The sequence below is a fragment of the Pseudomonas sp. G3-19 genome (assembly GCF_054855875.1).
The window spans coordinates 2,439,183-2,451,407 of sequence record NZ_JBMPIQ010000003.1 but is presented as its reverse complement, the minus strand read 5'-3'; the positions used below and the strand labels follow the sequence as shown (position 1 = coordinate 2,451,407).

General features: G+C 59.1%; 15 protein-coding genes. 13 read left to right on the top strand and 2 right to left on the bottom strand.

Going from position 1 to position 12,225, the window contains the following annotated elements:
* The first annotated feature begins 389 nt into the window (after positions 1-389).
* The 10 genes from ACOYXI_RS11240 to ACOYXI_RS11195 all read left to right on the top strand — a co-directional run bounded on the left by ACOYXI_RS11240 (position 390) and on the right by ACOYXI_RS11195 (position 9,832).
* Positions 390-1,139 carry an electron transfer flavoprotein subunit beta/FixA family protein gene (locus tag ACOYXI_RS11240; RefSeq protein WP_007908338.1) on the top strand — a complete coding sequence of 250 codons (750 nt, stop codon included), beginning with the start codon at positions 390-392 and terminating at the stop codon, positions 1,137-1,139.
* A complete protein-coding gene (locus ACOYXI_RS11235) occupies positions 1,140-2,069 on the top strand; it encodes an electron transfer flavoprotein subunit alpha/FixB family protein (RefSeq protein WP_007961977.1) in 930 nt (309 codons plus the stop codon). It abuts the gene before it with no gap.
* 80 nt (positions 2,070-2,149) lie between these two features.
* Positions 2,150-2,971 carry a substrate-binding periplasmic protein gene (locus ACOYXI_RS11230; protein ID WP_098964995.1) on the top strand — a complete coding sequence of 274 codons (822 nt, stop codon included), beginning with the start codon at positions 2,150-2,152 and terminating at the stop codon, positions 2,969-2,971.
* A gap of 9 nt (positions 2,972-2,980) precedes the next feature.
* A complete protein-coding gene (locus ACOYXI_RS11225; RefSeq protein WP_047598756.1) occupies positions 2,981-3,337 on the top strand; it encodes a DUF4398 domain-containing protein in 357 nt (118 codons plus the stop codon).
* The gene (locus tag ACOYXI_RS11220; protein ID WP_134787057.1) at positions 3,334-4,146 is read left to right on the top strand and encodes an OmpA family protein; all 813 of its coding nucleotides are present in this window, start codon (positions 3,334-3,336) and stop codon (positions 4,144-4,146) included. Before ACOYXI_RS11225 ends, ACOYXI_RS11220 begins: the two co-directional genes overlap by 4 nt.
* Positions 4,147-4,347: 201 nt before the next feature.
* Entirely contained in the window at positions 4,348-5,787 is a 1,440-nt protein-coding gene (locus ACOYXI_RS11215) for an aminotransferase-like domain-containing protein (RefSeq protein WP_003226969.1), read from the top strand.
* A 78-nt stretch (positions 5,788-5,865) separates the two neighbouring features.
* Complete coding sequence (locus ACOYXI_RS11210) at positions 5,866-6,360, top strand: translation initiation factor 2 (protein ID WP_098964993.1); 495 nt, start codon at positions 5,866-5,868, stop codon at positions 6,358-6,360.
* 165 nt (positions 6,361-6,525) lie between these two features.
* Positions 6,526-6,780 carry a YkgJ family cysteine cluster protein gene (locus ACOYXI_RS11205; protein ID WP_041069283.1) on the top strand — a complete coding sequence of 85 codons (255 nt, stop codon included), beginning with the start codon at positions 6,526-6,528 and terminating at the stop codon, positions 6,778-6,780.
* 41 nt (positions 6,781-6,821) lie between these two features.
* Positions 6,822-7,427, top strand: a complete 606-nt coding sequence (locus ACOYXI_RS11200; RefSeq protein ID WP_027612394.1) for an START domain-containing protein — start codon at positions 6,822-6,824, stop codon at positions 7,425-7,427.
* A gap of 311 nt (positions 7,428-7,738) precedes the next feature.
* Positions 7,739-9,832: an LTA synthase family protein gene (locus ACOYXI_RS11195; RefSeq protein ID WP_098964992.1), complete on the top strand. Its 2,094-nt coding sequence runs from the start codon at positions 7,739-7,741 to the stop codon at positions 9,830-9,832.
* 57 nt (positions 9,833-9,889) lie between these two features.
* Here the strand turns inward: ACOYXI_RS11195 and ACOYXI_RS11190 are convergent, their stop codons facing one another.
* Entirely contained in the window at positions 9,890-10,048 is a 159-nt protein-coding gene (locus ACOYXI_RS11190; protein WP_169432680.1) for a DUF3309 family protein, read from the bottom strand.
* A gap of 323 nt (positions 10,049-10,371) precedes the next feature.
* On the opposite strand from ACOYXI_RS11190, the gene ACOYXI_RS11185 reads away from it, so the two are divergent.
* From ACOYXI_RS11185 to csrA, 3 genes are all read left to right on the top strand, one after another.
* Positions 10,372-11,187: an SDR family oxidoreductase gene (locus tag ACOYXI_RS11185; RefSeq protein ID WP_210558194.1), complete on the top strand. Its 816-nt coding sequence runs from the start codon at positions 10,372-10,374 to the stop codon at positions 11,185-11,187.
* Positions 11,188-11,250: 63 nt separating this feature from the next.
* Positions 11,251-11,583 (top strand): YnfA family protein, encoded by a 333-nt coding sequence (locus tag ACOYXI_RS11180; RefSeq protein WP_135296321.1) that lies wholly within the window; start codon positions 11,251-11,253, stop codon positions 11,581-11,583.
* Between the two features lie 146 nt (positions 11,584-11,729).
* Positions 11,730-11,915 carry a carbon storage regulator CsrA gene (gene csrA / locus ACOYXI_RS11175; protein WP_027612397.1) on the top strand — a complete coding sequence of 62 codons (186 nt, stop codon included), beginning with the start codon at positions 11,730-11,732 and terminating at the stop codon, positions 11,913-11,915.
* Here csrA and ACOYXI_RS11170 read toward each other — a convergent pair.
* Positions 11,912-12,139, bottom strand: coding sequence for a YheU family protein (locus ACOYXI_RS11170; protein WP_003192759.1), 228 nt, complete (start codon positions 12,137-12,139; stop codon positions 11,912-11,914). The genes csrA and ACOYXI_RS11170 overlap by 4 nt on opposite strands.
* Positions 12,140-12,225 lie beyond the last annotated feature (86 nt).

Sequence of the window (12,225 nt, the reverse complement as noted above, 5' to 3'; positions counted from 1 at the left end):
TACACCACTCCGAGCGTCCAATACAAACGTTTGTTTGAATCGGCTCCAGCCCAGAGAAATCAAAGAAGCACGGCTTATGAACGGCCATTTTGCCGTATTGACCGGAATAGGCGTTCCGGTCAAGATACGGGCGGTTTTGCGCTCGCCGTAGGCAGACTGGCGGTTTCAAGAGCACCTCTAAAGACAGGGCACAGGCAGTACAAGGTGATGCGCAGCGCAAGTCCGGCGCGCAGTTTACACACCGTGCGATTCAATGACTTGTTGGTCACCACTGACGAACGGTCATCGCCACTAGCCGGCGTTTTTAGAGGTGCCCTTGTGCCCGATGAGCATCAACCGCCAGGTTCGCCTAGGCGACTTTCTTTTCACCGGAGAGTAACGAGGAATCCATGAAGGTTCTTGTAGCTGTCAAACGCGTTGTGGATTACAACGTCAAGGTCCGCGTCAAGGCGGACAATTCCGGCGTAGACCTCGCCAACGTCAAGATGTCGATGAACCCGTTCTGCGAAATCGCAGTGGAAGAAGCCGTACGCCTGAAAGAGAAAGGTGTTGCGACTGAGATCGTCGTCGTCTCCATCGGCCCGACCACCGCTCAGGAACAGCTGCGTACCGCACTGGCTCTGGGTGCCGACCGCGCCATCCTCGTCGAATCCGCTGAAGACCTGACTTCGCTGGCCGTGGCCAAGCTGCTCAAGGCTGTGGTCGACAAGGAACAGCCTCAGCTGGTGATCCTGGGCAAACAGGCGATCGACAGCGACAACAACCAGACCGGCCAGATGCTCGCTGCACTGAGCGGCTACGGTCAGGGCACTTTCGCCTCGAAAGTCGAAGTCTCTGGCGACAGCGTTGCCGTGACCCGCGAAATCGACGGCGGCGCGCAGACCGTTTCGCTGAAACTGCCAGCGATCGTCACCACCGACCTGCGTTTGAACGAGCCGCGTTATGCGTCCCTGCCAAACATCATGAAAGCCAAGAAGAAGCCTCTCGAAGTGCTGACTCCGGACGCTTTGGGCGTTTCCACCGCCTCCACCAACAAGACCCTGAAAGTCGAAGCGCCGGCTGCACGCAGCGCGGGCATCAAGGTCAAGTCGGTGGCTGAACTGGTCGAGAAACTGAAAAACGAAGCGAAGGTAATCTAAATGACTATCTTGGTTATTGCTGAACACGACAACAAAGTGCTGGCCCCGGCCACTCTGAACACCGTGGCTGCTGCTGCCAAAATCGGCGGCGACATTCACGTGCTGGTTGCAGGCCAGGGCGCTGGCGCTGTGGCTGAAGCCGCTGCGAAAATCGCTGGCGTAAGCAAAGTCCTGAACGCTGACAATGCCGCTTACGCGCATCAGTTGCCGGAAAACGTTGCGCCGCTGGTTGCAGAGCTGGGTAAGGGCTACAGCCACATCCTGGCTGCCGCCACGTCCAACGGCAAAAACATCCTGCCGCGCGTTGCTGCTGCGCTGGACGTTGACCAGATCTCCGAGATCATCTCGGTAGAAAGCGCCGATACTTTCAAGCGTCCGATCTACGCCGGTAACGCTATCGCTACCGTGCAATCGACCGCTGCGATCAAAGTGATCACCGTGCGTGCCACCGGTTTCGACCCGGTTGCCGCTGAAGGTGGTTCGGCGGCTGTTGAAGCCGTAGCGGCTGCGCACGACGCCGGCACTTCCAGCTTCGTCAGCGAAGAACTGGCCAAGTCCGATCGTCCAGAGCTGACCGCTGCCAAGATCGTCGTTTCCGGCGGCCGCGGCATGCAGAACGGTGACAACTTCAAACACCTGTACGCTCTGGCCGACAAGCTGGGCGCCGCCGTCGGTGCTTCGCGCGCCGCAGTCGACGCAGGTTTCGTCCCGAACGACATGCAGGTCGGTCAGACCGGCAAGATCGTTGCGCCACAGCTGTACATCGCCGTCGGTATCTCCGGCGCGATCCAGCACCTGGCCGGCATGAAAGACTCCAAAGTGATCGTTGCGATCAACAAGGACGAAGAGGCGCCGATCTTCCAGGTGGCCGATTACGGTCTGGTGGCGGATCTGTTCGAAGCGGTACCTGAGCTGGAGAAGCTGGTCTAATCCGGCAGCTTCACTTATAAAGAGCCCGGCCTTATGGTCGGGCTTTTTTTTGTCTCGAATTTGCGTGGGAGTGTTTTGCCATGGATCTGCGCCGCGGGTTGTTATTGGGATTGATCCTGTTACCGGGGATGGCTGCGGCCGCCGGCAAATGCGAGCGCCTTGTCGTCACCGGCAGCCCGGATGCGCCGCCGTACCTGTGGCAGGACCCGCAGAATCCCAAGCACTTGATCGGCGCCAGTGCCGACCTGTTGCAGCAAGTGGCCAAGGATCTGGGGATCAAGGTCGAGCTGCTCTACGCCGGCAAACGCGCGCAGGCCCTTGATGAAGTACGCAGCGGGCGCATGGACATGCTGGCCGACACGCCGCTGATGTTCAACGAGCTGGAAAACCTCGACTACATCTATCCGCCGTTGCTGGAAAACGACTATCTGGTGTGGACGCGCAAGGGTTCAACGCTGGTCTACAGCGAAGCCAGGGATCTGCACGGGCACACCGGCGGGCTGTCGGAAAAGTCTCGAATGACCCAGGCATTCGGCACTTTCGCCGAGCAGAATCTGACCCTGACCCGGACGGCAAACATCACTCAAGCCTTTCAGAAACTTCTGCTGGGTGAAGTGGAATACGTACTCGCCGGGCGCTACTCGGGCATGGCCGCCGCGCAGGCATTGGGCATGGCCAATGATCTGCTGGCCTTCGAGCAACCGATCGACCGACCGGGACTGTTCCTCGCGGTTTCGCACAACTCGGCCTGCAACGATCCGTGGTTGCGCGGACAGCTCGCTAAAAAGATGACAGAATTGCCCGCGTCCGGACTGACCGAAGCCGCGCTGCAACGCAACATCGAGCGCTGGAAGGCCCAGCAGCAACAGCCGCAGCCACCTGTCAGTGCCCCAAAACAGTAGGGATTCTTAGTGAGTATTCGACCTCTTTTCGCGGCCATGGCCGTTCTGGCCCTGGCCGGCTGCGCCAACGATCCTGCGCCCAATGAGCAAATGCGTTTGACCGAGCAGGCCATCACCCAGGCCAAAGCTGTCGGTGCGACCGCCGATGAACTGCCGGAAATGAAACTGGCCGAAGACAAGTTCAACCGGGCCAAGGGCAACATGACCGACGAGTCTTTCAAGAACGCCCGCATGCGCGCCGAACAGGCCGAGCTGGATGCGCGTCTGGCCGAAGCCAAAGTGCTGACGCAAAAGAGCGAAGAGCAACTCAATGTGCTCAACACCCGCATCATCCGTCTGCGCAAGCAACTGGGAGATGCCCAATGAGCTTCAAGTCCAAAGCCCTCGGCGGGTTGATTCTGGCCGGTTGTGCAAGCCTCTACGGTTGCGCCGGTCAACACAGCGAAGCCGCCTTGCAGCAGGCCAGCAGCGACTTCCAGAAGGTCAAGGAAGATTCCAATGTGCTGCGTATCGCGCCCAAGGACGTGATCCGCGCCGGTGAATCGCTGGCCCGTGCTGATCGCCTGTCGACCTATTGGGGCAGCGGCTGGGATGTCGCGCATTACGCCTACCTGAGTCAGCGTTACAGCGAAATCGCCCGCGAACACACCAATCTGGTGCTCAACGAAGAGCGTGCGGCGAAGCTTGAGCTGGAGCGTCAACGCCTGCAACTGGCCCTGCGCGAGTCCAAACTGCTGAGCGTGCAGCAGCAGGGCAAGTGGCTCGAAGAACAGATCGTCGCGCTCGCCACCACACAGACCGATCGCGGTCTGGTGATGACCCTCGGTGACGTGCTGTTCGACACTGGCGAGGCGGAGTTGAAGAACTCGGCCAATCGCGTGGTGCTGAAGATCGTGCAGTTTCTGCAGCTCAACCCGAAACGCGTGGTGCGCATCGAGGGCTACACCGACAGCACCGGCGGCAAGCAGGAAAACCTCAAGCTGTCGCGTGATCGTGCGCAGGCGGTGGCCGATGTGCTGATGGACCTGGGTATCGAGGACAAGCGGATTCAGGTCGAAGGTTACGGCGACGAGTACCCGGTGGACGCCAACGCTTCCGAGCGCGGACGGGCACAGAACCGTCGGGTGGAAATTGTGTTCTCCGACGAAAAAGGCCAGCTCGGCGCCGCCCGCTGAGGGCTGCGTCTCTGGAAAGCCCGGCCTGTCATGCAGCGCCGGGCTTTTTTACGTCTGTCGAATAGCACGCAAATCCGTACAGTTGTAGCTGACACTGCACTGTACGGTCGACTATGGTGGCAACTGTCCCAGTACACTTCTAAACTGTTCCGGTATTGTTTCACACAAGAATAAAATGCCCGTGAAATCGAGTGCTGCGTCATGACCAACCTCTTGCTCTACCAACGTATTGCTCAACAGCTGGCGGAAGACATCCGGCGCGGTGTCTATCAGCCCGGAGAACGCGTGCCGTCGGTGCGCAAGATGAGTTCGCAGCTCAATGTCAGCCATGCAACGGTGTTGCAGGCTTACGCCAACCTCGAAGATCAGGGCCTGATCCGTGCACGGCCGCAGTCCGGTTACTACGTGCACCAGACCCCGGCACTGACAGCGCCGACCCCGGACATCGCCCGGGTCGAGCGGCCAGGGCTGGTCACCCGCGCCAGCATCATTCAGCAAGTGTTGGTCGAATCGCGGCGCGAAGGGGTGTTCCCGTTGGGCGCTGCGGTGCCGAGTGTCGATTACCTCCCGGTGCGCGCGCTGCATCAACAACTGGCCAAGGTCACCCGATTCCATAGTCCGCGCGCGTTCAGTTACATGTTCAGCCCGGGTTTCGAACCGCTGCGTCGGCAAGTGGCAATCCGCATGCGCGATGCCGGGGTCGTCGTCGATCCTTCAGAAGTGGTGATCACCCACGGGTGTGTCGATGCGCTGCAGATGTCGCTGCGGGTGCTGACTCGTCCGGGCGACCTGATCGCCGCCGAATCGCCAACCTATTACGGTCTGCTGCAACTGGCCGACCTGCTGGGCCTGAAAGTGATCGAGATCCCCAGCGATCCGGCCACCGGCATGAGCCTCGAAGCCTTGCAACTGGCGGCGAACCAATGGTCGATCAAAGCCTTGGTTCTGACCACTCGCCTGAGCAATCCCCTGGGCGGCACCATGCCGGAAGAGCGGCAGAAACAACTGCTGCGCCTGGCTTCGGACTTCGATATCCAGATCGTCGAAGACGACATCTATGGCGAGTTGATGTTCGAACAGGGCCGCACCAAAGCCCTCAAGGCCTACGATCGGCTGGACCGGGTGATTTACTGCTCGAGTTTTTCCAAGACCTTGTCGCCGGGCGTGCGGGTCGGCTGGATGATCGCCGGCAAGTATCAGCAGGAAATCCAGCGTCTACAGACCTTCACCACGCATTCGGCGTGCAGCGTCACGCAAATGGCGATTGCCGCTTATCTGGAAAATGGCGGTTATGACCGGCATTTACGGTACATCCGCCAGGAATACCGAAAAAACCTCAGCGCATTTCAGCTGGCGGTGCAGCAGTACTTCCCCGAAGGCACGCAAATGACCCGGCCCACGGGCGGTTTCATCCTCTGGGTGAGTCTGCCGGGCAGGGTCAATACCCAGGAATTGCACGTCCGCGCCTTGCAGCAGGGCATCAGTATTGCGCCGGGGCTGATCTTCAGTAATACCGAGCAGTTCAACCACTGCATCCGCCTGAACTGCGGCACGCCGTGGAATCGCGAGGCGGAAAGGGCGCTGATGACCCTCGGTTTGCTGGCGACTCAACTGTGTCAGGAAACCGCAGGCGGTTTCTGAACGAGTGGCGCACCGTGCTTGTCTTGTGACACTCAACAGGCGAGCATATGGCCCTCTGCCGTTAGTGTTGTGGGGCTCATGAAAGCGATTTTGCCTGCTGTCTGGATTTTGCTTGGTGTGTTGACGATGGGCCATGCGCCCGGTGTCATGGCAGCTGCCGTTCAGGAAAAGCCCGCAACGTCCACCCCGGCAAGCAAATCGGCCGCGAGCAAAAAAGCCGTTGCGGATAAAAAAGCACCGGCTAAGAAAGCCTCACAGAAGAAAGCCGCCCCGGTGAAGAAGCGTCCCCCGGTCGCTTCCAAGTCGAAATCGGCCAGTGAGGTGGCTAAAACCAGACTGCCGCCGGCCAAACTGGATCTGAGCCTGCCCAAAGACATGGTTCAGCAACTCAAACCTGCCGGTACTGTGTCGATGCCCAAACACGAGGCGATCCTGCCGCAGATGTTCGGCGAGAAGAACAGCGGCTTCCAGCTCAACGGCCGCCTGCTCAGCAACGAAATGCAGTTGCAACTGCGCAACGAAGAGCGCCGCGATATTGAAGGCGCTGCGCTGGATTTCGAGTTCAAGCAATAAATTCAATCGAGCCGTGACCCGCGAACCAGACGCTTTGTCGGAGACTGGTCAGTCACATTCAGTTATCGGTAAAAACCCCGGTCCAGGGAATTTGAAACAACCGTTTTAGCGGTTACTCTGTCCGTGTCTCTTTAACACATTGCCCGTCACGAGGACTTGCTCGTCATGAAATGCCGTGAAGGCTGTGGCGCTTGCTGCATTGCCCCTTCCATCAGCTCTGCCATTCCGGGCATGCCCAACGGCAAACCTGCCGGCGAACGTTGCGTGCAACTCTCGGTCGAAAACCTGTGCAGCATTTTCGGTCAGCCGGAGCGTCCGGCGGTCTGTTCAGGATTTGCCGCCGATGTCGAAGTCTGTGGCAGCAGCTCCGAGGAAGCGATCAAACTGATCGGCTGGTGGGAGCAGATGACGGCGGCGTGATGTGTCAAACGAACGGAACTTCAACAATAAGGAATAAGACTATGGGTTCGCTGCATCGTATCGCTGTGTTGTGTGGTTTGACCGCTGTGCTGGCTACTTCGATGGCTCAGGCCGAAGACTGGAAGGTCGCCAAGGAACAGGACGGGATCAAGGTCTCGCTGGCCGAAGTGCCGGGTTCCGATTACAAGTCCTATCAGGGGGTTGCCCTGATGAAGACCACCGTTGCCAAACTGCGTGCCTTGCAGGAAGACGTGGCCGGAGCCTGCGCCTGGATTCACGAATGCAAAACCCAGAAACTGCTCAAGCACGAGGGCGATCAGAGCTGGACCTATACCCAGTTCAATACGCCGTGGCCAGTGACCCCACGTGATTCGGTGTTGCACATCACCACCGTTGAGGGCGCCGATGGCAGCCTGACCCGCAACCTCGAAGGCGTGCCGAAGTACCTTCCCGAAGAGAAAGGCTTTGTCCGTGTCGCTCAGGTCAAAGGGTTCTGGAAGTTCGTACCCAAAGGTGATCAAGTCGAAGTGACCTATCAGGTGCACACTGAGCCCGGCGGCAGCGTGCCGAGCATGATCGCCAACAAGTTCGTGGTCGATGCGCCGTTCAATACGCTGAAAGCCCTGAAAGAACGCGCCGAGAAGTAATTCTCACGTTCACTGCAAAACGCCCCGACCGATTCGGGGCGTTTTGTTTTGTCGTTATATTGTGTTTCCAGATATGCGTTGGACGAAATTTTCACAAAGTGTTCCAGACAATTCGCCCGCGCAACTCGGTTTGTCCCCCGTCCGAATGCTTGTATGAAAGAGTCGGGCAATGGGGCAGTAATCAATGGCAATGCTGCCGTTGATCGTGCAACATTTGCGCACCGCGCACGCCCCGGGGCCTGGAATGGCCAAAAGAGGGCATGGCGCCGCTGTATTTTGCAACTTCAACTTCCAATGGGTCCTAAAACGACATGGCAAACCCGGACGCCCTGAATCAGCAGCGATCTTCCACTCGCCTGCTGCAACCGACCGTCAAATCGCATCTGGCCTACACGCTGCTGTGTGCCCTGGTCATGATGGTGATGTTTTCCGTGCTGCGCCTCGCGCTGCTGGTCTACAACCGCGAGATGATCCTCGATACCCCGGCTTCGACCTTCCTCGAAGCCTTCGCCAACGGCCTGCGTTTCGACCTGCGCCTGGTGGTCTACGTCTGCGTTCCGCTGCTGCTGGCACTGTTCAGTGCGCGGGCGATGGCTGCGCGTGGCTTCTTCCGTCTGTGGCTGACCGTGGCGTCGAGCATCGCGCTGTTCCTCGGCCTGATGGAAATGGACTTCTACCGCGAGTTCCACCAGCGCCTCAACGGCCTGGTGTTCCAGTACGTGAAGGAAGACCCGAAAACCGTGATGAGCATGCTCTGGTACGGTTTCCCGGTAGTGCGTTACCTGCTGGCGTGGGTCATCGGCACCGTGATCCTGACCCTGGCCTTCAAGGGCGCCGACCGTGCGACCCGTCCACGCGGCCCGTTCAGCGGTGGCAACGTCGGCACCCGTCAGGTGGCGCCGTGGTACACCCGCCTGGCAGTGTTCGTGGTCTGCCTGCTGATCTGCGTCGTAGCCGCACGTGGCACCCTGCGTCAGGGCCCGCCGCTGCGTTGGGGTGACGTGTACACCACCGAATCGAACTTCGCCAACCAGTTGGGTCTCAACGGCACGCTGTCGCTGATCGCCGCCGCCAAGGACCGCATGGGCGAGGATCGCAATAACATCTGGAAAGCCACGCTGCCGCAGGAACAGGCGCAGAAAGTGGTGCGCGAGATGCTGGTGATGCCGGACGACAAACTGGTCGATGCCGACATCGCTGCCGTGCGTCGTGACTACACGCCGCCGGCCGACAAGACCCTGCCGATCAAGAACGTAGTCGTGATCCTGATGGAAAGCATGGCCGGTCACTCGGTCGGCGCCCTGGGCGCGCCGGGCAACATCACGCCATACCTCGACAAACTGTCGAAGGAAGGCCTGCTGTTCGACCGTTTCTTCTCCAACGGCACCCATACCCACCAGGGCATGTTTGCGACCATGGCGTGCTTCCCGAACCTGCCAGGTTTCGAATACCTGATGCAGACCCCGGAAGGCAGCCACAAGCTGTCCGGTCTGCCGCAGCTGCTCAGCGCGCGCAAGTATGACGACGTGTATGTCTACAACGGCGACTTCGCCTGGGACAACCAGTCGGGCTTCTTCAGTAACCAGGGCATGACCAACTTCGTTGGCCGTAACGACTTCGTCAATCCGGTGTTCTCCGATCCGACCTGGGGCGTGTCCGACCAGGACATGTTCGACCGTGGTCTGCAGGAGCTGAAGGCACGGGAAAACGGCAAGCCGTTCTACGCGCTGCTGCAAACCCTGTCCAACCACACGCCGTACGCCTTGCCGACGCCATTGCCGGTGGAGCGCGTGACCGATCGCGGCAGCCTCAACGAACACCTGACCGCCATGCGTTACGCCGACTGGGCGCTGGGTCAGTTCTTCGAGAAGGCACGCAAAGAGCCGTACTTCAAGGAAACCCTGTTCGTCATCGTCGGTGACCACGGTTTCGGCAACGAACGCCAGATCACCGAAATGGACCTGGGCCGCTTCAACGTGCCGATGCTGATGATCGCCCCGGGCATTCAGGAAAAATTCGGCACCCGTGACCACACCGTGGGTACGCAGATCGACATCGTGCCGACCATCATGGGCCGTCTGGGTGGCGAAGTGCGTCATCAGTGCTGGGGGCGTGACCTGCTGAATCTCCCGGCCGGCGACACCGGTTTCGGTGTGATCAAGCCGTCGGGCAGCGAGCAGACCACCGCCATCGTCACTGCCGACCAGATCCTGGTGCTGCCGAAAGAGAAGGAAATGGCGCCGAAGATCTACCAGTACCAACTGGGCGCGAACCCTTCTGCCGAGATCATTCCGGACGCACCGCGTACCGCCGAACTGAAGCTCAAGCTGGAAGCGTTCTTGCAAACGGCGACCAAGAGCCTGATGGACAACACCGCCGGTGTGATCAACGGCAAGCCGGACTGATAAAACCGCTGCATAAAAAAGAGGCCCCTGAGGGCCTCTTTTTTTTGTCTTGGGGTTTTATATCCTGCCAAGTAACAGCAAGACCAACAGCACCACCAACACCACGCCGATAATGCCCGAAGGACCATAACCCCAACTTCTGGAGTGCGGGAAGACCGGCAGACCACCGATCAGCAACAGGATCAGGATAATGATAAGAATTGTGCCCATGTCGATTTCCTTGTTTATAGCGTTCGAGAAGACTTGGTGTTCAAGGGCGACTGGAGGCTAACTAATTCCAGACGGCTTACAAATTCCGACTGGTGCGAATGAAAGAAAATTCAATGTTTTTTTAATGTATTTGGATTACTCGTTTATTTCCTTTAAAGCGCGAGATCAAAAGATCGCAGCCTTCGGCAGCGCCTACATGAATTCCCTGTAGGCGCTGCCGAAGGCTGCGATCTTTTGATCCTGTATTCAGCAATCTGATGGAGCGTGGGTGGCCAGTGTTCCTTCGCTACACTCCGTGCATCTCCTACGGAACAACAAGGCTGTCTGCTATGCAAAATCGCATGATGATCACGGGTGCGGGCTCAGGTTTGGGTCGCGAAATCGCGCTGCGCTGGGCGCGTGAAGGCTGGCAGCTGGCCTTGTCCGACGTCAGCGAAGCTGGCCTGCAGGAAACCCTGAAGCGGGTGCGCGAGGCCGGTGGTGACGGTTTCACCCAACGTTGCGATGTGCGTGACTACAGCCAGCTCACCGCGTTTGCCCAGGCTTGCGAGGTGAAGCTCGGCGGCATTGATGTCATCGTCAACAACGCCGGTGTGGCGTCCGGCGGATTCTTCAGCGAACTGTCGCTGGAGGATTGGGACTGGCAGATCGCGATCAACCTGATGGGGGTGGTCAAGGGCTGCAAGGCGTTCCTGCCGCTGCTCGAACAGAGCAAAGGCAAGATCATCAACATCGCTTCGATGGCTGCACTGATGCAAGGCCCGGCGATGAGCAACTACAACGTGGCCAAGGCCGGTGTAGTGGCGCTGTCGGAAAGTTTGCTGATCGAACTGGCGCAGCAGGAAGTCAGCGTGCATGTGGTCTGCCCGTCGTTCTTCCAGACCAACTTGCTCGACTCGTTCCGTGGCCCGACCCCGGCCATGAAAGCCCAAGTCGGCAAGTTGCTGGAAAGTTCGCCGATCACGGCTGCCGACATTGCAGACTATATCTACCAGCAAGTGGCTGCCGGCGAATTCATGATCCTGCCGCACGAGCAGGGGCGCATGGCCTGGGCGATCAAACAGAAGAACCCGCAACTGATCTACAACGAAATGACCACCATGGCCGATAAAATGCGCGCCAAGGCCAGACAAACCAACGGCTGAACTTGCCCCGAGGATGTTGCGTCGTTAGGGTGGCCGCAATGGTCACCCTGTCGAGACGCATCAATGCTCAATTACCTGTGGTTCTTCCTCGCGGCGCTGTTTGAAATCGCCGGTTGTTTCGCCTTTTTCATGTGGCTGCGTCAGGGCAAAAGTGCCTTGTGGGTGATCCCGGCGCTGCTCAGCCTGACCCTGTTCGCCCTGTTATTGACCCGCGTCGAAGCGGCTTACGCCGGGCGCGCCTATGCCGCGTATGGCGGAATCTACATCGTCGCGTCGATCGGCTGGCTGGCGGTGGTCGAGCGCGTTCGCCCTTTGAGTTCGGACTGGATCGGCGTGGCGCTGTGCGTGATCGGCGCGAGCGTGATTCTGTTCGGGCCGCGATTTTCCGCGGCTTGAGGCGAGACTGTTTTGCCTTTTGCAGGAAACGTCTGAAGGGCGCAGCGACTCAGGGTGTAGGGCAAGACTGAATTGCTCGCGACCCATTGTGGAGCGCGTGCCCACCGCGCATCTTCAGGGCTGGCTAACCCTGAAGGACGAACTCCATGCTTGTACTCAGCCGTGTTGTGGGCGAGTTGATTTCCATCGGTGACGACATTTCCGTGCGCGTACTGTCAGTCAACGGTTCCAGCGTGCGCTTTGGTGTCGAGGCGCCGCAGAAGGTCAATGTGCACCGTTCTGAAGTCTATCAGCGGATCCAGCGCAAACAGGTCACCGAAAAGGTCCGCTAGTCGAACAGGTGCTTGGGCACGTCGTGCTTGAGCATCAGTTGGCATTGTTCGCTTTCCGGGTCGAAGACGATCAGCGCCTGGCCTTTGGTCAGCGCCTGGCGCACGCGCAGCACGCGGGTTTCCAGCGGTGTGTCATCACCGTTGTCGGTGCCGTCGCGGGTGACGAAGTCCTCGATCAGGCGGGTGAGGGTGTCGACTTCAAGAGCGTCGTAGGGAATCAGCATGGGCACCTCGGCTAAATCAATGGCGGGATGCTACGGCGATTGGTGGCTGGCTGCCAGTTTTGTGTGGTTTGTACCGGCCTCATCGC

What these genes read in the sequence shown, in the direction of transcription:
- ACOYXI_RS11180 (WP_135296321.1), top strand. Translation starts at nt 11,251, where the DNA reads ATGCTCAATTACCTGTGGTTCTTCCTCGCGGCGCTGTTTGAAATCGCC.
- ACOYXI_RS11220 (WP_134787057.1), top strand. Translation starts at nt 3,334, where the DNA reads ATGAGCTTCAAGTCCAAAGCCCTCGGCGGGTTGATTCTGGCCGGTTGT.
- ACOYXI_RS11185 (WP_210558194.1), top strand. Translation starts at nt 10,372, where the DNA reads ATGCAAAATCGCATGATGATCACGGGTGCGGGCTCAGGTTTGGGTCGC.
- ACOYXI_RS11205 (WP_041069283.1), top strand. Translation starts at nt 6,526, where the DNA reads ATGAAATGCCGTGAAGGCTGTGGCGCTTGCTGCATTGCCCCTTCCATC.
- ACOYXI_RS11170 (WP_003192759.1), bottom strand. Translation starts at nt 12,139, where the DNA reads ATGCTGATTCCCTACGACGCTCTTGAAGTCGACACCCTCACCCGCCTG.
- ACOYXI_RS11215 (WP_003226969.1), top strand. Translation starts at nt 4,348, where the DNA reads ATGACCAACCTCTTGCTCTACCAACGTATTGCTCAACAGCTGGCGGAA.
- ACOYXI_RS11235 (WP_007961977.1), top strand. Translation starts at nt 1,140, where the DNA reads ATGACTATCTTGGTTATTGCTGAACACGACAACAAAGTGCTGGCCCCG.
- ACOYXI_RS11195 (WP_098964992.1), top strand. Translation starts at nt 7,739, where the DNA reads ATGGCAAACCCGGACGCCCTGAATCAGCAGCGATCTTCCACTCGCCTG.
- ACOYXI_RS11210 (WP_098964993.1), top strand. Translation starts at nt 5,866, where the DNA reads ATGAAAGCGATTTTGCCTGCTGTCTGGATTTTGCTTGGTGTGTTGACG.
- csrA (WP_027612397.1), top strand. Translation starts at nt 11,730, where the DNA reads ATGCTTGTACTCAGCCGTGTTGTGGGCGAGTTGATTTCCATCGGTGAC.
- ACOYXI_RS11200 (WP_027612394.1), top strand. Translation starts at nt 6,822, where the DNA reads ATGGGTTCGCTGCATCGTATCGCTGTGTTGTGTGGTTTGACCGCTGTG.
- ACOYXI_RS11230 (WP_098964995.1), top strand. Translation starts at nt 2,150, where the DNA reads ATGGATCTGCGCCGCGGGTTGTTATTGGGATTGATCCTGTTACCGGGG.
- ACOYXI_RS11240 (WP_007908338.1), top strand. Translation starts at nt 390, where the DNA reads ATGAAGGTTCTTGTAGCTGTCAAACGCGTTGTGGATTACAACGTCAAG.